At 53.2% G+C, this 20,576-nt stretch carries 18 protein-coding genes; 15 read left to right on the top strand and 3 right to left on the bottom strand.

Annotation, left to right across the window (positions count from 1 at the left end; genetic code table 11):
• Positions 1-37: 37 nt before the first annotated feature.
• Positions 38-2,728 carry a glycosylhydrolase-like jelly roll fold domain-containing protein gene (locus FPZ49_RS21570; protein ID WP_144850820.1) on the top strand — a complete coding sequence of 897 codons (2,691 nt, stop codon included), beginning with the start codon at positions 38-40 and terminating at the stop codon, positions 2,726-2,728.
• Between the two features lie 3 nt (positions 2,729-2,731).
• Here the strand turns inward: FPZ49_RS21570 and FPZ49_RS21575 are convergent, their stop codons facing one another.
• On the bottom strand, positions 2,732-3,856 hold the full coding sequence (locus FPZ49_RS21575) for a sensor histidine kinase (RefSeq protein WP_186445983.1): 1,125 nt from the start codon (positions 3,854-3,856) through the stop codon (positions 2,732-2,734).
• A gap of 246 nt (positions 3,857-4,102) precedes the next feature.
• On the opposite strand from FPZ49_RS21575, the gene FPZ49_RS21580 reads away from it, so the two are divergent.
• A complete protein-coding gene (locus tag FPZ49_RS21580) occupies positions 4,103-4,954 on the top strand; it encodes an aldo/keto reductase (RefSeq protein WP_144850824.1) in 852 nt (283 codons plus the stop codon).
• A 130-nt stretch (positions 4,955-5,084) separates the two neighbouring features.
• Positions 5,085-6,761 carry a ribulokinase gene (locus tag FPZ49_RS21585; RefSeq protein ID WP_144850826.1) on the top strand — a complete coding sequence of 559 codons (1,677 nt, stop codon included), beginning with the start codon at positions 5,085-5,087 and terminating at the stop codon, positions 6,759-6,761.
• Between the two features lie 78 nt (positions 6,762-6,839).
• Here the strand turns inward: FPZ49_RS21585 and FPZ49_RS21590 are convergent, their stop codons facing one another.
• Positions 6,840-7,403, bottom strand: coding sequence for a helix-turn-helix domain-containing protein (locus FPZ49_RS21590; RefSeq protein ID WP_261381525.1), 564 nt, complete (start codon positions 7,401-7,403; stop codon positions 6,840-6,842).
• Between the two features lie 459 nt (positions 7,404-7,862).
• Here FPZ49_RS21590 and FPZ49_RS21595 point away from each other — a divergent pair, with 459 nt between their 5' ends.
• The 12 genes from FPZ49_RS21595 (at position 7,863) to FPZ49_RS21650 (ending at position 19,609) form a co-directional block, all read left to right on the top strand.
• Entirely contained in the window at positions 7,863-9,206 is a 1,344-nt protein-coding gene (locus FPZ49_RS21595) for an ABC transporter substrate-binding protein (RefSeq protein WP_144850828.1), read from the top strand.
• Between the two features lie 40 nt (positions 9,207-9,246).
• On the top strand, positions 9,247-10,179 hold the full coding sequence (locus FPZ49_RS21600) for a carbohydrate ABC transporter permease (protein ID WP_144850830.1): 933 nt from the start codon (positions 9,247-9,249) through the stop codon (positions 10,177-10,179).
• 3 nt (positions 10,180-10,182) lie between these two features.
• Positions 10,183-11,013 (top strand): carbohydrate ABC transporter permease, encoded by an 831-nt coding sequence (locus tag FPZ49_RS21605; RefSeq protein WP_144850832.1) that lies wholly within the window; start codon positions 10,183-10,185, stop codon positions 11,011-11,013.
• 18 nt (positions 11,014-11,031) lie between these two features.
• Positions 11,032-12,123 (top strand): Gfo/Idh/MocA family protein, encoded by a 1,092-nt coding sequence (locus FPZ49_RS21610; protein ID WP_222429942.1) that lies wholly within the window; start codon positions 11,032-11,034, stop codon positions 12,121-12,123.
• A gap of 18 nt (positions 12,124-12,141) precedes the next feature.
• On the top strand, positions 12,142-12,504 hold the full coding sequence (locus tag FPZ49_RS21615; RefSeq protein WP_144850837.1) for a cupin domain-containing protein: 363 nt from the start codon (positions 12,142-12,144) through the stop codon (positions 12,502-12,504).
• 18 nt (positions 12,505-12,522) lie between these two features.
• Positions 12,523-13,749, top strand: coding sequence for a Tm-1-like ATP-binding domain-containing protein (locus FPZ49_RS21620; RefSeq protein ID WP_144850839.1), 1,227 nt, complete (start codon positions 12,523-12,525; stop codon positions 13,747-13,749).
• 8 nt (positions 13,750-13,757) lie between these two features.
• Positions 13,758-14,600 (top strand): phosphoenolpyruvate hydrolase family protein, encoded by an 843-nt coding sequence (locus tag FPZ49_RS21625; RefSeq protein WP_144850841.1) that lies wholly within the window; start codon positions 13,758-13,760, stop codon positions 14,598-14,600.
• Positions 14,597-15,700 (top strand): glycoside hydrolase family 172 protein, encoded by a 1,104-nt coding sequence (locus tag FPZ49_RS21630; protein ID WP_144850843.1) that lies wholly within the window; start codon positions 14,597-14,599, stop codon positions 15,698-15,700. The genes FPZ49_RS21625 and FPZ49_RS21630 overlap by 4 nt, the downstream gene beginning before the upstream one ends.
• Before the next feature lie 352 nt (positions 15,701-16,052).
• Positions 16,053-16,814, top strand: coding sequence for a DeoR/GlpR family DNA-binding transcription regulator (locus FPZ49_RS21635; protein ID WP_144850845.1), 762 nt, complete (start codon positions 16,053-16,055; stop codon positions 16,812-16,814).
• A gap of 50 nt (positions 16,815-16,864) precedes the next feature.
• Positions 16,865-17,632, top strand: a complete 768-nt coding sequence (locus tag FPZ49_RS21640; protein ID WP_144850847.1) for a glycerophosphodiester phosphodiesterase family protein — start codon at positions 16,865-16,867, stop codon at positions 17,630-17,632.
• Between the two features lie 29 nt (positions 17,633-17,661).
• Positions 17,662-18,738, top strand: a complete 1,077-nt coding sequence (locus FPZ49_RS21645; protein ID WP_144850848.1) for a phage baseplate protein — start codon at positions 17,662-17,664, stop codon at positions 18,736-18,738.
• Between the two features lie 34 nt (positions 18,739-18,772).
• On the top strand, positions 18,773-19,609 hold the full coding sequence (locus FPZ49_RS21650) for a metallophosphoesterase family protein (RefSeq protein ID WP_144850850.1): 837 nt from the start codon (positions 18,773-18,775) through the stop codon (positions 19,607-19,609).
• Between the two features lie 80 nt (positions 19,610-19,689).
• Here FPZ49_RS21650 and FPZ49_RS21655 read toward each other — a convergent pair whose 3' ends face one another.
• Positions 19,690-20,568: a cation diffusion facilitator family transporter gene (locus FPZ49_RS21655; protein ID WP_391563850.1), complete on the bottom strand. Its 879-nt coding sequence runs from the start codon at positions 20,566-20,568 to the stop codon at positions 19,690-19,692.
• Between the last annotated feature and the right edge of the window lie 8 nt (positions 20,569-20,576).

Genomic DNA, 20,576 nt, shown 5'->3' on the forward strand with positions numbered 1-20,576 from the left:
CGAAGACGGGCGGATATTTCAATAACTGGGGGTTAATATGAGCAATCGACTTAGGGAAGTGCTTGAGGGGCAAGAACTGAATTATATCCTTCCTTTTCTCTGGCAGCATGGTGAGAATGAGCAGGTGCTCCGGGAAGAGATGGCCCGTGTTCATGAAGCAGGAATCGGCGCCGTGTGCGTCGAGGCGCGGCCGCATCCTGATTTTCTTGGACCGAAGTGGTGGTCGGATATGGACATCATTATGGATGAGGCTCGAAAGCGAGGCATGAAGGTATGGCTGCTGGATGACGATCATTTTCCAACCGGACATGCGGCAGGCAAGGTGAAGGAGGCTCCGGAAGAGCTTCATCGCAAGTTTTTGGGTGAACGTTATATGGATACCATCGGTCCCGCCAAAGGAGCATCACTGCTGCTTGAAACGATGCTGATGAAAGGGCTTCGACCGACCATCTCGGATCCTAGGCACGCGAGCGGTAAAAATAAGCTGATCTCCGTAGTCGCTGTCCGCCGAGAGGCATCCGATGGATCCTTGACCGCAGACTCGGTTGACATCACGGAGCATGTACAAGACGGCATCCTGTATTGGGATATCCCTGAAGGGTATTGGCGGGTATTTATTATTTCGGAGAATACGGATGGCGGCAGTCAGCTTCAGGAGGATTATTTGAACCCGCTGGATCGGGCTTCCGTTCGGATTCTGCTCGATACGGTATATGAGGCTGTGTATAAACGTTACAAGGCGGATTTCGGCAAGACCTTTGCCGGATTTTTTTCGGACGAGCCTGGATTTTACAATGATAAAACAACCTTTGACTTCCATTCGAGACCCGGAAAAAAAGGAATTGTACTTCCCTGGAGCAGCGAAATGCCTGCTTTGCTTGAGCAGGCGTTGGGTGAGGACTATCGTATGTACCTGCATCTTCTCTGGCATGATGCAGGAGAACAGTCGAGCATGGTGCGGTACACCTATATGAATATCGTCAGCAGGCTTTATGGGGAAAACTTCTGCAATCAAATCGGAGCGTGGTGCAGAGCCCGCGGGGTAGAATACATTGGACATGTGCTTGAAGACAATAACGTTCATGCTAGGCTCGGCCCCAGCGCCGGGCATTTCTTCCGATCGCTCTGGGGACAAGACATGTCAGGTCTTGATGTGGTGCTGTGGCAAATCGTTCCCGGCTTTGATGAAATGTCTTTCCGCCAACCCACGAGTGGCGAGGCTGATGGCGAATTTTACCACTACGGCCTCGCTAAGCTTGGGGTATCGCTTGGCCACATCGATCCGAAAAAACAAGGCCGGACCATGTGTGAGGTGTATGGGGCGTATGGCTGGACGGAAGGCTTAAAGCTGATGAAATGGATCACGGACCATATGCTGGTCCACGGCGTCAATTATTTTGTCCCGCATGCGTTTACCCAGAAGGCGTTCCCGGATCCGGATTGTCCGCCCCATATGTATGCGAGCGGAAAAAATCCGCAGTACCGATACTACAAGCAGCTCAATCAATATATCAATCGAATCAGCCACCTGATTTCAGGCGGAAGGCACGTGGCGTCCGCGGCCGTCTTGTATCATGCTGAAGCGGAATGGTCCGGGGAAGCGATGTATTTTCACAAGCCGGTGAAGCAATTGATGCAGCATCAGATTGACTGCGATGTGCTTCCCGTCGATGCTCTATTGGAAGCGGCGAGTGCGAGGGTGCAAGACAGTAAGCTGCATGTCCATCGAGAGGACTACGAGTGCCTGATCGTACCCTATGCAGAAGCGCTACCAGCGGCGATGCTTCGGCAGTTGGTCCAGTTTGCCGAGCAAGGACTAGCCATTCGCTTCGTTGACGGGCTGCCGCTGCGATCGAGCGAGGGTACGGATGTCACTCCCGTACTGTCTTCTCTTGCAACCCATCGGAACGTTAAGCTTGTTGCCTTGGACGAACTGGCGCCAAGCCTCTTCGCAGACGGTCATTACGAGATTCGAACCGGCCAATACGAGCCGTATCTTCGAAGCTATCACTATCTACATGACGGTTTGGATGTGTTTATGTTCTTTAACGAGCATCCGAATCGAACGATTCGCACCGAGGTGGTGCTGCCGCTCCAAGGCGAAGTCTATGCTTATGATGCCTTTTTGAATCGGTTGACCGGTCTAAGTGCAGAAGAGGGGGACGGTGAGCGTACGGTGCAGCTGGTCCTTCATCCGTATGAATCGATTATCTTGCTCCATGGCTCTAGCCTTGAGGGCTGCGCTGCACTCCCCTCAAGCTATGCCGCCGTTAAGGCGATTCCTGAGCTTGAGCTAGAGCTTCATGGCGAATGGACGATCTCCACTGCGGATTCGGAGCAATATCCTCATTTCAAGGAATGGGGACCGCTGGCGGCATTAACGAATATGAGCGGACCTGATCTGTTGCCACGATTTTCAGGGACCTTCCGTTATGAAACGGAATTTGAGTGGAACGAATCTACAGGCCTTGTACAGCTGGATTTGGGAGAGGTTTACGAAACGGCTGAGGTGTGGTTGAACGGTGAGCGTGCAGGGGTACGCATCTGTCCACCTTACCGCTTGGAGATCCACGGCCTGATCCGGAAGGGCCCCAATAAGCTTGTCATTGAGGTTACCAATACGCTGGTAAAAGAGCAGCGAGACTTCTTGTCGGCCTTTGCGCAGCAGGAGCCAAGCGGACTCCTCGGTCCCGTTCGGGTGAAAGGCATGGTCTTGTCCGAGAGCTGAAGACTACGCTCTTAGATGAAATATCATATAAAACGTAGTTTCACTTGCATTCGAAGCAAACGTCACATCGCCATCATTTTTAGTCATGATTTGTTTGCAAATGGCGAGGCCTAGCCCGGTTCCCTCTTTTTTGCTGGTAACAAACGGCTCAAACAGCGTATCTTTAATGGCTTCAGGAATCTCAGGACCATTATTAGTGATCGATATGACGTACGTATGATCGGATGTCATTTCACTAGTAATGGTCAATTTTTTATACTCCCCGATTTCGGCAAGTGCATCGATGCTATTGTTGAGAATGTTCGATAACACCTGCTGAACCGCAATTTTTTGCACCTTAAGCTCAATATCATTCCCATCATAAAATTCAAAATGAATATTATCGTTAATGATTCTTGGGGTGATCATAGCGACAACCGATTTGATCAATGTGTTGGATGAGATCGTAACCGCGGGCTCTTCAACAATATTCCTTTTGGAGAAGCTGAGGAAGCCTGTAATTTGCATTTGAATATTAACAAATTCGCTTTCTATAATATCGAGGTAGCTGCTTAATTTGGCTGTCGTATGTTTTGAAAGATCATTGCGTATCAGCTTTAGAAACCCTTGGATGGCGGTTAACGGATTTCGGATTTCATGCGCCATGCTTGCCGCCATTTTGCCTGCGATGGTCAATCGGGATTCGTGCAGGTCTGTTATGGTCCGTTCATTGGTCATTAATTGATCTTTTAATAGGCCATGATAATGACTGAGGAATATTCTTTCATAGCTAAATACGCGTTGAATAATGGTTCGAATCAAGCTCATGGGGATGGTTTGGCCGATCGGATCCTGTACAAAAAATAACAGCGCATCCACCCACAGCTGATTGCTATGCATAATATGAGCCAGCGGCATTTCTTTTTTTAACAGGATTTCACATTGCATTGGGATGATGTTGTGTAATGGATGGGTTTCTAGGGGGATGTCGATATCTAACAAAAACTCATAATAGGCATGGGTCGCCTGCAGCAGTGCCTCTCGGTCATAAAAGCCCGGATAATGCTCGTCTAATCCCTTGTACCATTGGTTTATAATTTTGTCTTTATGATATCGTAAGGTCGTCAGGTATGATTGTGTGTCGGACATAGAAAAAAACTCCCTGCGTGAAATGTATTCCATAATCTTCGACAAAAGGGCTGTCTATCCCTCTCAAAATCACCTTAAAGATTTGATTATTTTTTAACTTTTACGGCGCCGTCGGTGTCGTGGAACACAGCATGCTCTCTATTTCAAAGAGGTGTATACTAATATTTGACAACCGACAACTGAGCCATGTTGTAACGGTTGCAATGAGAGGTGCATGGAAAACGAGAATGAAGGAGCGGGATTGCTGTGAAGCATACGGTGAAGCTGCCGGACGGCACGATTCTACCGGCTATCGGACAAGGCACTTGGAACATCGGAGATAGTCCTTCAAAGCGAAAGCAAGAGATTGCGACATTGAGGCTCGGCATAGAGCTAGGAATGAAGGCCATCGACACGGCGGAAATGTACGGTGAGGGCTTGTCCGAAACGCTAGTCGGTGAAGCCATATCGGGGATTCGAGATCAGGTGTTTCTTGTCTCCAAGGTGTATCCCCACAACGCCGGCCGAGATCGGCTCACGAGGAGCTGCGAGCAAAGCTTGAAGCGGTTAAAGACGGACCGGCTCGATCTGTATCTGCTGCACTGGCGAGGCCGTGTCCCGCTTAGTGAAACGGTGGAGGAGATGGAGCGCCTGATCCAAGCGGGAAAAATTGTGCGCTGGGGGGTGTCCAATCTGGACACGGATGATATGCAGGAGCTCCATGCGGTGAGTAAAGGATCTCACTGCGCCGTCAATCAGGTGATGTATCATCTGGGCTCCCGCGGCATCGAGGTCGACCTTCTTCCTTGGCAAAGAAAGCACGGAATCCTGACGATGGCCTATTCGCCTTTGGCGCAGGCCGGCAGCTTACGGCGGGAAATGATGCACAATCAAGTGGTCCAAAGCATCGCGGCTGAGCATGGTATCGGGCCGTTTCAACTGCTGCTCGCATGGTGTATCCGAAGCGGGGACATCATGGCTGTGCCGAAAGCGTCAAACGAGGAGCACGTGAGGCAAAATGCGTCCGCCGATCAGGTCGAATTGACCGATGAGGACCTGCGGCGGCTTGATGCGGCGTTCCCGAGCCCTAAGACGAAAGTGCCGCTGGATATCATATGACGACGGTACTGGAATATAATGCTTGCAGCAAGGTGCTCTGCGGATGCAGAGCACCTTTTTATTGATTGGCAAAAAAAGCTAAATGATATAGGCTATGAAGAGGAAGCTATGGACAAGAGGAGGAGAGCTCATGACCGATTTTTCTCACAAACGATTTGCCATTGGCATCGATTATGGCACGCAGTCGGGTCGCGCCGTTTTGGTGGATTTATCGAACGGACATGAAGCGGCTGTACATGTGACTCCCTATCGGCATGGCGTGCTCGATGAGACGCTGCCGTCTACAGGGAGCAAGCTGGAGCTGGATTGGGCGCTTCAGCATCCTAATGATTATTTGGAGGTGCTTCGTACCTCCGTGCCTGCAGTCATGCAGGCCTCGGGCGTCGCCCCCTCCCAAGTGATCGGGATCGGCATCGATTTTACCGCCTGCACGATGCTGCCGATCGATGAACAGCTGCGGCCGTTATGCCTGCAGGACGAATGGAAAGAGCGTCCCCATGCCTGGGTGAAGCTGTGGAAGCATCATGCCGCACAGGAGGAAGCGACGGAGATTAACCAGCTGGCTGAGGAGCGGGGCGAGAAGTGGCTGAGACGTTATGGGGGGAGACTATCCTCCGAATGGATGCTGGCGAAGAGTCTGCAGATCTTGAGAGAGGATCCTGAAATCTACGCGGAGGCTGACCGGTTCGTGGAAGCGGCCGACTGGATCGTCGCCCAATTGACGGGGGAGCTGCGCCGGAACAGCTGTACTGCCGGATACAAGGCATTGTGGCATAAGAGCGAAGGCTACCCGCAGCCCAGCTTTCTCAGGCAGCTGCATCCGGGCTTGGCGGATCTGTATGCTACGAAGCTCCGGGGAGAAGTATCCCCGCTGGGCAGCCGTGCGGGGAGCCTCCTGCCCGAGATCGCCGAGCAGCTGGGGCTTTGCCCGGGCATTGCCGTCGCTGTCGGCATCATTGATGCGCATGCGGCCGTTCCTGCCGTCGGTGTTGTTTCCCCAGGCAAAATGGTGATGGTAATGGGAACGTCTACATGCCATATGCTGCTATCCGAGGAAGAACAAGAGGTTGAAGGTATCTGTGGCGTTGTAGAGGATGGAATCGTCCCAGGCTTGTTCGGCTATGAGGCGGGACAAGCGGCCGTCGGTGATATGTTCGCCTGGTTCGTAGATGAATCGGTCCCCGCCTACATCACGGAAGAAGCACGAGAGCAAGGGGTATCCGTTCACGAGCTGCTGGAAGCCAAAGCGGCCCGGCAGCAGCCGGGAGAGCACGGCCTGCTTGCTTTGGATTGGCACAATGGTAACCGCTCGCCCTTGGTGGATGCCGAGCTTTCGGGCATGCTGCTCGGGATGACGCTGAATACAAAGCCGGAGGATATGTACCGGGCACTCCTGGAAGCGACGGCCTTCGGCACGCGGACGATCGTCGAGGCGTTTCGAAGCGGTGGATTACGCGTCGACGAGCTTTATGCTTGCGGCGGTCTGCCCAAGCGCAACAAGCTTCTGATGCAAATTTACGCCGACGTCTCCGGGATGGAGATTACGCTGTCCGATACGGAGCTGACGCCGGCCATCGGCTCTGCGATGTTCGCAGCGGTTGCTGCCGGCGCCGAGGCGGGGGGCTATTCCTCCCTTCAAGAAGCGGCAAGGCATATGGCCCGAGTGCAGCAGGAGACGGTAAAGCCGATAGCTGCAAACGTGGAAATATATGAGCAAATGTACGCTTGCTATAAAGAAATGCATGATCTATTTGGCAAACGTACAGACAGTGTTATGAAGCAAATGAGGCGAATCAGACATCAATAAGCATAGCTTCAACTGCTTTTCCCTATCGGACAAAGAACAGCCGCAGCGTTCCTCTCTTCTGGAGCGCTGCGGCTGCTTTTAGTTGGGCTGTGCTTGCTGCGATTGCGTAAAGACGGCCAAATATTTAACCTCGTTCGTAATCGGAGATAACGTATGCTTTTCGACGGAATCGAAATAGAGGCTGTCTCCCTCACTCAGGGTATACTCAATATTCCCCACCTTATAATTCATTTTGCCTTCCAAAATGTAAATAAATTCTTCCCCATTGTGACTGAATACGTTTCGTTTATCGTTCTCATCCTTCCTCGAGACGAAGAGAAAGGGCTGCATTAATTTCTCTCCCCGTTCAACGGCAAACGTAAAAAACGAATATCCCTTTTCCGTCTTCACCAAATTGGCTTGACTGGTCTCCTTGGGGGTAAAAATGGTGCCCGACTTCGCCTGATCATCGAGTAAGACCGAGACCTTGGTGCCAAGCGCTTCGGCGATTTTCATCAAGGTGGAGATCGGGGGGATCGTTTTTCCATTTTCAATCTTGGAAAGCAAGCTCTTGGAAAAGCCGCACACGCTGGCGATCTCCGCCAAGTTCCGGTTTTGTTCAATTCTTAGTTTTCTGATTTTATTACCGAGATCCAGGTCCATAAGCGACTCTCCTCTCCATAGGGCATTCAACACGGTTTATTTAAACTATATCACTTAGGATAATCTGGAAACAAGATTGAATTTAGGTCAACTACGCATCGGCGGCATGAAGTGATTGGTGGAGAGGGTCGATTTGCTGTAAGTTTATTGTTGTTCAACTTTGTTTCATGACTTTTCGACTCGCAAATTGATAATAAATAGGGGGAAATATATCGAAAATTAGCATTAAACTAAGAAAAATGGCTAGTTTTAGGTTGGGAAATCTAGTCGCCATCCGCCCTAAAATTTGGAAAGAAAACGATTGCAATAATAGCCTACGGGAATTATAATGAACTCAATGAAACTTAGTTGAATAAAAATAATGAATGTTGAACAAACGAAAACTGCTAAGGAGGAATTAGATGACTTTAGGGTATGGAAGATGAACTTAAAACCATTAATAACTAAGGGGTGTTTCACTTGAAACGAATTTCGTGTTCAGTTGTGACTTCTTTAGCGATGCTCTCCATGATCGGATGCAGTGCTGCCGCACCCGGCGCCAGTGCACCTCCCGCCTCTGCTCCTGCCAAATCTCAAGAAGGCGAAGCTCCCAAGCCTTCCGCCCAGCCCAGTGGACCCGTCACCCTCAAGATCGGCGGTATCGAATACCAGTATACGAAAGCCGTCATCGAAGCCTTCCAAAAGAAAAACCCGAATATCAAGGTTGAATTCAACCCCGGCAATAACGATTTTGAAGACGGTTCCATTCAGGCGCTGCTGCGCTCCGGAAGCGGACCGGATGTGATGGTCGCCAGCTCCGGCCCCGGACGGATCGGGTTACTAGCGGATGCCGGATTGATTCTTCCGATCGAAGATACACTCAAAAAGTACAACATTGAGAGCCGCTACCAGAAATGGGTTATCGATCAAACCCGAACGCAAGGCCACGGCAAAGTGTTCGAGCTGGTAGAAGGGGTCGATGTCTTCTCCGTTTACTACAACAAGGAAATGTTCGCTAAATACAATTTAAAGCCCCCAACCACCTGGGAAGAATTTCTGGACATTTGTGCCAAGCTGAAAAGCGCCAAGGTTCCCCCTATAGCTGCAGGCTTCCGCAAAGGCATCGGCGGCGGTTGGATGCTCGGCAACTTGCTGGAAGCATCCGCAGGGAAGGACCGCATGACGGACGTCATCTACGGCAATGGAAAATTTGATCAGAAGGAAATCATCCTTGGCGGAGAAATGCTGAAGCAGCTCGTGGACGGAGGCTATGTCGACGGCAAGGAAGCCAGCGCAATTGATCAGGCCCAAGCGCAAGCCGCCTTCATCAACGGGCAAGCGGCGATGACGATTTCCTCGCAAGGCTTTATCGCATCCGAACGGAAAAAGGGCGGCGATGTGAGCAAGTTCGACTCGTTCCTTCTTCCGTCACGGGAGTCCGGACGTCCTGCACGGCCAAGCGCGGGTCTAGCCCACAGCTGGGTCGTGAACGCCACGACGAAAAATAGGGACGCCGCCGATAAATGGCTGGATTGGGTGTCGAGCGAGGAATATTTGCAAATCGCCGCAGCCAACGGGGGAGCCCTGGTGCCTGTCATTGAAGCGGCCAGCAAGGTGAAGAACGACCCCGCCATCGAAGCGGCTACAGCCATGCTGAAAAACGGCGCAGGCTACAATCCGAGCGTCTACTTGCCTGCCAAAGCGAAGGATGCCTGGTACGCCGCAGCCGACGGCATTGTGACAGGTACGCTTCCGCCGGCAGAGGCCATGAAAGCGGTCGAAGCGGAGCTTTCGAAGGCCAAGCAAGCTGCGGCTAAGAAGTGAGTGCAGTTAGAAACTGCTAGAGAAAGGAGATAAGACATGAATGCATGCGACCGTTGAATCTGAGATCAAGCAAATCTCTAAAGCTCGCTCACGTTCCGGGAAGAAGCTTTTCGACTATGGCTGGGCGCTCCTGTTCTCTTTGCCGGCGTTTGGTTTTTATGCAGCCATCATTCTCATTCCTCTACTCGTATCCGTGCAGCTCAGCCTGTTCGAATGGGACGGGATGATGCCCCGAATGGACTTCGTCGGCTTCTCCAATTACACGGCGCTATGGTCGGAACCGCGGTTTCTCGCCTCCTTATATCGCACGTTGGTTTGGTGGGTGATGCACGTTGTTTTTGCGGTCGGTGGAGGGCTGGTCACGGCTCTGCTGATTGCCCAAATTCGCGTCGGTCAGAGCTTGTTCCGCACCTTGAGCTTTTTGCCGCATGTGCTTTCGCTTTCCGTCGTCGGGATCATTTGGGCGCAGCTGTATCATCCCACCATCGGCTTCATTAATATCATGCTGAAAAAAATGGGCGCAGGCTTTCTGGCAACGACCTGGCTGGGGGATACGACGCTGGCCCTGCCTTCGATCAGTATTGCGAGCTCTTGGCAGGCCTACGGATTTTATATGGTGATATTCCTGGCCGGCTTGCAGGGGATCGACCCGCAGCTGTACGAAGCGGCCGTCGTCGATGGAGCGAGGCCTTGGCAGAAGTTCTGGTACATTACCCTGCCGTCGCTGCGCAACACGATGACATTGGTGCTCAGCCTGGCGTTCATCGGCTCGCTGAAAGGGTTCGGCACGGTTTGGGCGATGACAGGCGGAGGTCCGAGCAATTCGACGGAGCTGGTAGCCGTGTACGTATGGCGCGACGCGTTTCAAAGCTCGGAGATCGGCAAGGCGTCAGCTGCTGCATTAACGCTCGGATTTGCCGTCATCGTGCTCACGGTGCTGTTTAACCAATGGCGGGATCGGAAGGGGGATTAGTCCGTGTTTAAAAATTCGATCAGCGCTTATCAATATACCGTCTACCTCGTTTTGATCATCTTAACGCTGGCTACCCTCACCCCGTTCCTGTGGGTGCTCGCCAGCAGCTTCAAAACCCAATCGGAAATTTTCGGCAGCGCCTCCTTGCTACCCCGATCGTGGCAATGGGAAAACTTTTATACAGCGTGGACGGAAGGGAAATTTGGCGTTTATTTCTGGAACAGCCTTACAGTAGCCGTTAGTGTCATGCTGCTTACTGCCCTCATTGCTTGCCCGGCCGGCTACGCCTTCGCCAAAATGCGGCTCCGAAAGCATCCGTGGGTGTTCTACCTGATTCTGTTCGGCATGACGATGCCGGCGCAATCGGTCATTATTCCTTTGTTTTATCAGCTCAAAAGCTATGGACTTATCGACCGTCTGGCAGGGCTCATTATTGCGGAGGTTGGCCTTGAGGTCCCGTTCGCTGTGTATCTCATGCGTAACTTTTTCCGCGATTTGCCCGATGAGCTGGTCGAAGCGGCGTACATCGACGGAGCGGGGACTTGGGGCGTTTTTCGCAAGGTGATGCTTCCGCTATCCAAGCCAGGAATTATGGCGCTATCCGTGTTCAGCTTTCTCGGGTCGTGGAACGAGTTTCTGCTGTCCCTGCTGGTGCTGGTGAGCAACGAGAAAAGAACCATACCGCTTGGGCTCGTGCGGTTTTCCAATATTAACACCTCGGATTACGGCGTTGTGTTTGCCGGTGTGGTGCTGGCCTTTATCCCCTCCATCCTGATTTACGTTCTGCTGCAAAAATCATTCGTACGAGGCATTGCCAGTGGTTCACTAAAATAGCCTAGAGGAGAGATTCAAGTGGAACAGTCCAAAGTGAAGTACAACTTCGAGTACGACAATAAAGTGAAGGTTTGCTTTATCGGTGCAGGCGGGCATTCGTTCCGCAATATTTATCCGACCTTTCAATATGCTCCCGTCGATTTGGCCGCCATCTGCGACGTCAATGCCGAGCGGGCAGCAGCGTATGCGCGTCAATTCGGCGCCAAAGCACATTACACGGATTACAGAGAAATGCTGCAAAAGGAAAAACCGGACGCTGTCTTCATCGTTACATCCTACCACCCGGACGGACGGGTGCAGGCTACGGATATCGCGCTTGAGGCGCTTCGAGCCGGAGTTCACGTTTGGATGGAAAAACCGACCGCCTCCAGCGTCCATGAGGTGCAGCAGCTAATCCAAGCCAGCAGGGAAAGCGGACGGTTTGCGATGAGCGGTCTGAAGAAGGTGTTTTTCCCGGCTATTGCCAAGGCGAAGGAGATCATCAGCTCACCGGAGTTCGGAACGCCGTCCTCGATCTATGTCCGCTATCCGCAAAGCATGCCGGAGTTCTCCGAGCGCAGCGATTTGAGGAAGCTCACAAGCTTGCTTGACCATGTATATCATCCAGGTGCCATCATCAACTATTTAATGGGCAAAATCGGAACGATGTCCTACGAGCGGGAGCCCTTTAACGGCGGTTCGGTCACGAATATGCGGTTTTTGAACGGTGCCATCGGCACGCTGCATTTGACGGCGGGCATCTCCGGAAGCAGTCCGCTGGAGCGGCTGGAGGTCGTCGGCAATGGAGCCAATGTGGTCGTGGAGAACGGCGTCAAGCTGACGTATTACCGCAATGCGAATCGTCCGGCCTATGGCAGATCGGCCTCCTACCTTGTCGATGATGAAGTAGCACCGCTGCATTGGGAGCCGGAGTATTCGCTGGGCCAGCTGTATAACAAAAATATTTTCTATCTCGGCTATGTTCCGGAAGTGCTTCATTTCTGCGAAAGCATCCTAGCCGGCCAGCCGCCGCAAAAGGGTACTCTGGAGGAATCGCTCGAAATTGCGAAGCTGTTCGAAGCTTATCGAACTACGCCAGAGGGTACGAAAGCCGTTATTAACGAAGGTTAAAAAGGAGAGTGTGACGATATGGCTACGATTTCGGACTTAAGACAACAAGATCCAAGTCGGTTGATTGAGGAAAACTGGGGTAGAATTCAATGGCTCTGCGGGAAAGAAATCGATCCCGAAGCCGAGATGACCTTTGGCATGGTGTACATTAACGCAGGGGTATCCAATCCAAGACATGTGCATCCGAATTGCGAGGAGTTTATTTTCGTCCTGTCCGGTGAATGCGACCATACGTTGGGCGATGAATCGTTCCATCTGGAGCCTGGGATGATGCTCCGCATTCCGCGCGGGGTGCCGCACAATGCCAAGACCACCAGCTGGGAGCCGTGCCGGATGATTATTGCATACTCTTCCGCAGATCGTCAGACGATCGGGGAATAATCCGAAAGGGTGGATACGATGGCCAAAAAAGCTGTTTTGATCGGGGCGCTGGATACGAAGGGCGAAGAATTTTTATTCGTAAAAACGAGGCTGGAGTCTTGCGGGGTTGAAACGTTCGTGATTGATACGGGGGTCCTAGGTGATCCCCGGTTTGCTCCGGATATTTCAAGCGTTGAGGTGGCGAAGGCCGGCGGCATGGCGCTTGCCGAGCTGCGCAGCTTAAACGATCGGGGCACGGCGGTCGCGGTCATGACACGCGGTGCAGCCCAGATCATGACGGCAATTCAAGAGCAGGGCATCGTTGGCGGCGTGTTTGGCATGGGAGGAACCGCGGGGACGACCGTAGCCGCCTCGGCCTTGCAGGCCTTACCGATCGGCGTTCCGAAAATTCTGGTTTCCACCGTTGCCTCGGGGAATACAAGACCGTATGTCGGCGTAAAAGATATTATGATGATGTACTCGGTCGTCGATATCGCCGGCATTAACCGGCTTTCAAGAACGATCTTGAGCAACGCCGCTTATGCGCTGGCCGGTATGATTCAGCAAAGAGAGTCTGAGCAGGAAGCGACTGAGGACAAGGTGACGCTTGGCATCACGATGTTTGGCGTGACGACCCCCTGCGCTACCCGCGTCCGTGAGACCTTAGAGGCGAAGGGCTACGATTTGCTCGTCTTTCATGCTACCGGGACCGGTGGACTGGCCATGGAGGAGCTGATCCGCGCCGGGTACATCAAGGGCGTTGCCGATATTACAACGACGGAGCTGGCGGACGAATTGGTCGGAGGCATCTTCAGCGCGGGTCCCACTCGACTGGAGGCGGCAGGCCAAGCCCGCATCCCTCAGGTCGTATCCGTCGGCGCATTGGATATGGTGAACTTCGGCCCGCCGGAGACGGTTCCCGAGCAGTTTAAGGGGCGGACGTTCTACCAGCATAACCCCACGACGACCTTGATGCGAACCACGGTAGAGGAGAATCGGGAGCTGGGCCGAATTTTGGCGCGCAAGCTGAACGAAAGCGCTGCGCCGACAGTCGTCATTTTCCCGAAGGGCGGTGTGTCGCTGCTGGATATGACCTCCAAGGCGTTCGAGGGCACGCAGGAAAGGCAAGCACTGTATGAAGGCATCAAGCACAATTTACGTGCGGACATTACGCTGCTGGTTATGGAGCAGGACATTAATGATGCGGCCGTAGCCGATACGATAGCTCAGCACTTACTGAATATGCTCGAAAAGGAAACGAGGTAGAACAGACGATGGCGATCTCAAGACAAGAGGCTTTGAAAAGGCTGCGTTCCCAGCTGGAAGAGGGGAACTTCCTTGTAGGTACGGGCGCAGGGACCGGGTTGTCCGCTAAGTGTGCGGAAGCCGGTGGCGCGGATATGATCATTATTTACAATTCCGGACGGTATCGGATGGCTGGAAGGGGATCTTTAGCAGGGTTAATGCCGTATGGGGACGCGAATCAAATTGTCGTGGACATGGGGCGAGAGGTGCTGCCCATCGTCAAGCATACGCCTGTATTGGCCGGAGTGTGCGGAACGGACCCGTTTCGTCTGATGGACGTCTATTTGAAGCAGCTGAAAGAGATGGGCTTCTCAGGCGTGCAGAACTTCCCGACGGTCGGACTTTGCGATGGTGTGTTTAGGCAAAATCTTGAGGAAACCGGCATGGGCTACGATCTGGAAGTAGAGATGATTCGGTTAGCTCACGAGCTCGATTTATTGACCACGCCTTATGTATTTAACGAGCAGGATGCCATGAAAATGGCCAAGGCCGGCGCGGACGTCCTGGTGGCCCATGTCGGCTTGACGACCAAGGGAAGCATCGGCGCCAAAACCGCATTGACGCTCGATGAATCGGCTGAGCTGGTGCAAAAAATTCATGACGCCGGCAAATCCGTCAATCCGAATATTATGGTCATTTGCCACGGGGGGCCGATCTCAGAGCCGGAGGACGCGCAATATGTGCTTAGCCGAACGAGCGGTGTCGTAGGCTTTTTCGGAGCCTCCAGCATCGAGCGCCTGCCTACGGAAGTGGCGATCACGGAGCAAACCAGAAAGTTTAAAGCAGTAGGCTTGGAGGGAAATCGCTCATGAGCTTTAACGGCTTAGGAATGGGACTAGGAAATCTTTCGCGGATCTCGAATGCCGTGACAAGATCCATAAGCGCTGAGAATTTTACAGGCGAGAAAGGCAAAGCCGGCATGGCCACGGAAGGGACGGGGGCGAAGCCGGGTAGAGATTTGGGGCAAGGATGGAAGATCTCCCCTTCCATTGTTCTTCCAGGCAATTCGACATTCACGCTCGCCGATATTGCAGGACCGGGAGTCATCCAGCACATTTGGATCACCACGCATAAAACAAACTGGCGCAAGCTGGTATTCCGCTGCTATTGGGATAACGAATCGGATGCGTCCGTACAAGTACCTTACGGCGATTTTTTCTGCAATGGATGGTGTGAATACACGCCTGTCAACTCGATGCCGATCATCTCCAATCCCGATGGCGGATTTAATTCCTACTGGGAAATGCCTTTCCGCCAATCGGCGAAGGTGACGCTCGAGAATCTGGGAGAAGAGCCGGCTACGGTCTACTTTCAGATTACGTATTCCTTGACGGACATTCCGGACGATGCGGCTTATTTTCACGCCTATTGGCACCGAAGCAATCCGCTGCCTTACAAAGAAGTACATACCATTGTCGAACATATTCAAGGGCAAGGGCATTATGTCGGCACGTATATGGCCTGGGGCGTGAATAACAACAACTGGTGGGGCGAGGGAGAAATCAAATTTTATATGGATGGGGACAAGGAGTTTCCTACCATATGCGGCACAGGAACGGAAGATTACTTCGGAGGCGCGTGGAACTTCGAGTTTCCTAAGGGCGAGAATGGCCGGTACAGTGAATTCTCGACGGCCTATCTAGGCTTGCCGCAGGTCATTCGCCCCGACGGTCTGTATCAGAGCCAACAACGGTTCGGCATGTACCGCTGGCACATCATGGACCCGATCCGCTTTAAGGAGGATTTGCGGGTCACGATCCAAGCGCTCGGCTGGAGGAGCCGCAGCGAGGCGGCGGGACGACGTTATTTGCCTCTGCAAGATGACATCGCCTCTGTGGCCTATTGGTATCAAGTCGAGCCTCATGTCCCGCATCCGCCATTACCGGATAAGGATTTTCTCGAAGTCATCTAGAGGGGGAGGCCGCTTAACATGAAGGCGCTCGTGATTCTCGGGAAGAATTCCGATTTACTCAAGGTTCAGATTAAGGTATAAAGCAGAAGCGGCACCGTTCGAAGGTCACCGGGGATTGTCTCGGAGGCCTTTTTTTGTGCCTAATTTATTAAGGGGGATTCGGATAAATGCTAAATGCTCATATATGCTCATATTAAAAATAACTATGCGCGAAGAAATGGTGAATTTATATAAAATGTCTTGACATATTGAAGCTCCGGCAGTAACCTAAAATCAATATTGCGCAATATTAAACATAAATTAAATATTAATTATACATAAAGGCGCAATGTGCTAAGGAGGGGGAAGCATAATGCTGGGCGCAGAACGCAAAATGCGAATTATTGAATATGTGAGGCTGCAGCGCGTAGCTTCGGTTGCTAAGCTGGCCGCTGAGTTCGAGGTGCATGAGGCGACCATCCGCCGAGACCTGGCCGAGCTCGAGCAGGAAGGGGCGCTCAAACGCACGCATGGAGGCGTGATCGTCCAGCAGCTGACGCAGGGGGAGCCCCCGTTTAACGAGCGCTCGAACGTTCGGCTGGACGAGAAGGTGCGCATCGGTCATATGGCGGCAAGCCTGGTGGAAGACGGCGATCACATTATTATCGATTCGGGCACGACGACGCTGCAGATCGCCAAGAACCTAGTGCACCGCTCCAATCTAACGGTCGTGACCAACGACATCAATGTAGCCGCAGAGCTGCGCGATGCTCCGGGCGTCAAGGTGATGGTTACCGGCGGCGAGCTGTATCCGTCCAGCTATATGCTGAACGGCATGTTCACGAATCAGGTGCTCGGTCAGCTGCACGTATCCAAAGCCTTCATCGGCACGCCGGCGGTTCATCCGAAGCACGGTCTCACTCACCCGGAAGCCCAGCTCGTATTGGCGAAGCAGGGGATGATCGCCGCAGCTCAGGAAGTGATCGTCGTCGCTGACGAATCGAAGATCGGCAAGCTCTCGCTGCACGCGGTCGCACCGTCCTCCGCTATTCATACGCTCATTACCGGCAAAGACGTTTCCGAGATCGAAGCCAAGCCGTTCCGTGATTCCGGAGTGAACGTCATTCTGGTGTAGAGCCACCCCATGCCACAAGGCTTGAACCGCAGAGAGAAAGGAAGAAACTCATGATCGATCGGTTGCAGAACGACGCCTCCCTGGTGGTGGCGGCCCATAGAGGATTGAAGTGCTCCTATCCCGAGAATACACTGCTTGCGTTCCAGAAGGCGCTGCAAGCCGGTGTCGACATGCTCGAGTTCGACCTGCGCCGCTCCAAGGACGGAGTTGTCATGGTTATTCACGATGAAACGGTAGACCGCACGACGAACGGCACCGGCCGGGTCGGCGATCTGACGCTGGCGGAGCTGAAGCAGCTGGATGCGGGAGGCTGGTTCGGCAAGCCCTTCGAGGGACTCAAAATTCCAACGTTCGCGGAGCTCTTAGAGCTCCTTCGGGCATACCCAAGCGTGCTGCTGAATGTGGAAATCAAATCGAGTCCGGACGCAGTACAGGCCGCCGATCAGGCGGTCGCCATGCTGAAGGAATACGGCGATTTGCCGCGCTGCGTGTTTACCTGCTTTGACGCCAACCTTGTCGCATATCTTCATGACACCTACGGCCTGAGGACGCAGGGCTTTCCGGAGGAGGTCATGTACAACTTCGTGCCGGGCCCGGAAGGAACCTATTCCAAAATGTGGGCCGTGGCCATGAGCATGAAGCTGCTTACACCTCAGAAGGTCGCTGACTATCAGAAGATGGGGCTCTTGGCCTGGTCGTATTGCCCGGATAATGACCGCCAGGTCTATTACTCGATCGGCTGCGGGGCTACGCTAATGACGTGCAATAATCCGTTTCCGGCGATGAAAATTCGCGGTCAAGAGAGTCTGGCCAAGTAAAAACTATAGCGGAAAGAGTGTGATTGAGCGTGAATAAACGTGGATTATTACGCAAGCGCCGGCTCCTGTCCTTACTGGCCGGACTGACGATGACAAGCCTGCTGCCCATTGCCGCACCCGGTGTGATGGCGGAGAGGTCAGCGCTGGAATCCAAAATGTTCGTACTGCAGGAGCCGGCGTCGGAGCTGATCCGTAATCGCAAGCTGCACAACGGGACGGTGCTGCAATCCTTCGCCATTGACAACGTCAATCAGCGCATTTATGTCGTTCAGCTGATGGCCGGCGGACAGAAGCTGGCAGGGGAAGCCGCTGCGGTGAGCGGAGCGAACCGAGACAAGAACGGCGACCTGGCACTGACGCAGCTCGATATGGACGGCAATGAGCTCGGTTATATGTACTTGAAGGGCTTCGGCCACGGCGTGCAGATCGGGGTCGAGCCGGACGGGGAAACCGCCTACCTTTGGACCGAAACCGACTCAGTTACCGAGGGCACCAGCGGCTGGGGAACGCAGATCGCCCGATTCGCCTTCGAGAACGGCAAGGTGCTGACTGCGACCTCCCCAGAGCTTACCAAGTACCGCTTGATCGAAGGGGCGGACCGGACTACCGTCAACGTGGATCCGGCGACGAACCTGCTAACGATGCGATACCGCTTGAACGGCTCGTTCCGTTACGGCGTCTATAACCTGAGCGACGTTAAGGCGGGCAACTACACGCCGGTGGCCGACGTGCCGCAGCCGCAGGTCGGCACCTTCCAGGGCTTCGCTTCCTACGGCGGCTATCTGTACCTGCTGGAGGGCACCTCCTACGGCACGGTTCCTGTCAACAACACGTACATCACCGCGGTCGATTTGAGCACGGGCGAGGTGATGGATAAGCAGCTGATTTCGGCCGGCGAGTCGCTCACGTTCCGGGAGCCGGAAGGCATGGCGATCCGCATCCCGGACCTGAAGCATCCGCAGAAGGCGCAACTCACGTTCGGCTTCGCCTCGGATTTCACGCCGACCCGGCTGGCGAATCTATATGCCATTGACCGTCTGCTCCCAGCCGAGGCGATTCATGGGCAGGAGCAAGGACATGCGAAAAAACCAGATAAGGCGGAATAGCCCACAGTCTTGAAACGGGAGGTCGACAAAGAAGATGAAGCTAGTGTTAATGGGTGACTTTCACTATCCGAGGCTGGATCATGCCGATGCCGACTCGGAACTGTTTCAGGCACGCGATGTGTTTTTTAGCGGAATGATTCAGGCGTTCCTGGACATCGAAGCGGACTACCACATCTCCTTGGGCGACTTCTCGAATTTCGGAGCGGCGGAGGAGCTCAGCGCGCTGTACGGCCTTCTGCGTCAGGATGAGCGCCAGCGAAGGTTCATCCATGTGCTAGGAAATCATGACACCTACTCGATGCCGAAGCCGGACATCTTGGCGCTAACGGGTCAGCAGCGATACCACAGCATTGACACGGATGAAGCGCGGTTGATTTTCCTCGATACGTCGAAGGAGATGGACCACAAGGATTACGGCGGCGAAATCGATCCTGCGCAAAGGGCTTGGCTGGACAAGGAGCTGCTTCAGGCTGGAAGCAAGCCGGTGCTGCTGTTCGGGCATCATCCGATCCCGGAGACCACGGCTTTATCGGATTTGGACATGCTGCGCATCCACCCGGAAGACGACATTTGGCCGAGCCTGAAAAAAACGCCCGCTCCAGGCTATTACTTCTGTGGGCATAATCATATTCATTCGATCGCTAGCCGGGAGCATTGGCATTTTGTGCAAACCGCGGCCTGTCTCGATCTCCCGGCCTTCCGGGTGGCGGAGCTAAAGGATGGACAGCTGAGCGTCGATACGATCCCTGTCCAGGATGAGCATCTGCTGCAGCTCGCGAAGCTGATTAAAGTCAATATGAAGCATTTCAAGCCGAAGCCTGCGGCGGCGGGACAACCGTCCGATCACAGCTTAAGGGTCAACCATACCTAAGGGATGGTTGGTAACATCCCCCCAAAAAAACCAGAGTGTCCATGCTGTATTCAGCAGGCTGCTCTGGTTTTTTATCACGGTTAAACGCGGCTGTGGGCCGGCTCCCAGTTTCTCACGCCATTGTCTTCCAGAATGCCTAAGGTAACATCCGTAATATCGGGATCCTCAAGCAAGAGAGCGCGGACCTTAAATTTAATATCATCGGCCTCCGCCAAGGCCAGTCCCGGTTTTAGCTCGATTAGCCCCTCCACGTGGTAATAACGCCCCTCCTGAAGAATCCGCATCTGATAAATATCCGTTACGAAGCTCTCGGAGAGAATCAGTTGGGCTACTTTTTCCTCGACATCCGCCGGGGCCGCTACACCGATCAGCCCGATCATATTATCATAACCGACCCGGAACGCCACGCCGACCATCAATAACCCGATCAGGATGGTGACCACACCGTCCAGAAGCTGAAACGAGGTCAAGGAAATAACCACAACCGCGATCATGGCTAGCAGGGCGCCGGACACGGCGACAAGATCTTCATAAAACACCAATCGAGTGGGCGGGGCCGCGCGACCTACATTTTTAAACGCGGCGGCAACAACCGCCATGCCTTTGACTTCCAATCGGGCTTCCTTCGTAATTTCCTTCATCGCTTTAATTAAGATGCTTCCGTCGATCGCGAGGTTCATCAATAACACGGTGATGTTCAGCCAAATGCCGCTGCCGCTGGTAACCGGATGCTGGATTAAATGCCAGCCTTCGAGAATGGTTTCATAGGCCATGATGGTGACTACGATCACTGCAATCATGCAGAAAATGTTAATCACACGCCCAAAGCCTGTAGGGAATTGACGAGGCCACTGAAAAAGTCTAGCTCTTAGAAAAAGGTACTGCCCTTCAAGAAAGTTGAAGAGGCTGTACCTTTTTTGTCGTATAATTGAGTCATCACAAAAAGCGGGTGAGAGCACATGATTCG

Source organism: Paenibacillus cremeus (genome assembly GCF_007786445.1).
GTDB lineage: Bacteria > Bacillota > Bacilli > Paenibacillales > NBRC-103111 > Paenibacillus_G > Paenibacillus_G cremeus.

Coding starts and splice junctions, on each gene's coding strand:
- FPZ49_RS21650 (WP_144850850.1), top strand. CDS start 18,773: ATGAAGCTAGTGTTAATGGGTGACTTTCACTATCCGAGGCTGGATCAT.
- FPZ49_RS21590 (WP_261381525.1), bottom strand. CDS start 7,403: ATGGACCTGGATCTCGGTAATAAAATCAGAAAACTAAGAATTGAACAA.
- FPZ49_RS21620 (WP_144850839.1), top strand. CDS start 12,523: ATGGCCAAAAAAGCTGTTTTGATCGGGGCGCTGGATACGAAGGGCGAA.
- FPZ49_RS21575 (WP_186445983.1), bottom strand. CDS start 3,856: ATGTCCGACACACAATCATACCTGACGACCTTACGATATCATAAAGAC.
- FPZ49_RS21615 (WP_144850837.1), top strand. CDS start 12,142: ATGGCTACGATTTCGGACTTAAGACAACAAGATCCAAGTCGGTTGATT.
- FPZ49_RS21640 (WP_144850847.1), top strand. CDS start 16,865: ATGATCGATCGGTTGCAGAACGACGCCTCCCTGGTGGTGGCGGCCCAT.
- FPZ49_RS21600 (WP_144850830.1), top strand. CDS start 9,247: ATGCATGCGACCGTTGAATCTGAGATCAAGCAAATCTCTAAAGCTCGC.
- FPZ49_RS21570 (WP_144850820.1), top strand. CDS start 38: ATGAGCAATCGACTTAGGGAAGTGCTTGAGGGGCAAGAACTGAATTAT.
- FPZ49_RS21625 (WP_144850841.1), top strand. CDS start 13,758: ATGGCGATCTCAAGACAAGAGGCTTTGAAAAGGCTGCGTTCCCAGCTG.
- FPZ49_RS21630 (WP_144850843.1), top strand. CDS start 14,597: ATGAGCTTTAACGGCTTAGGAATGGGACTAGGAAATCTTTCGCGGATC.
- FPZ49_RS21585 (WP_144850826.1), top strand. CDS start 5,085: ATGACCGATTTTTCTCACAAACGATTTGCCATTGGCATCGATTATGGC.
- FPZ49_RS21635 (WP_144850845.1), top strand. CDS start 16,053: ATGCTGGGCGCAGAACGCAAAATGCGAATTATTGAATATGTGAGGCTG.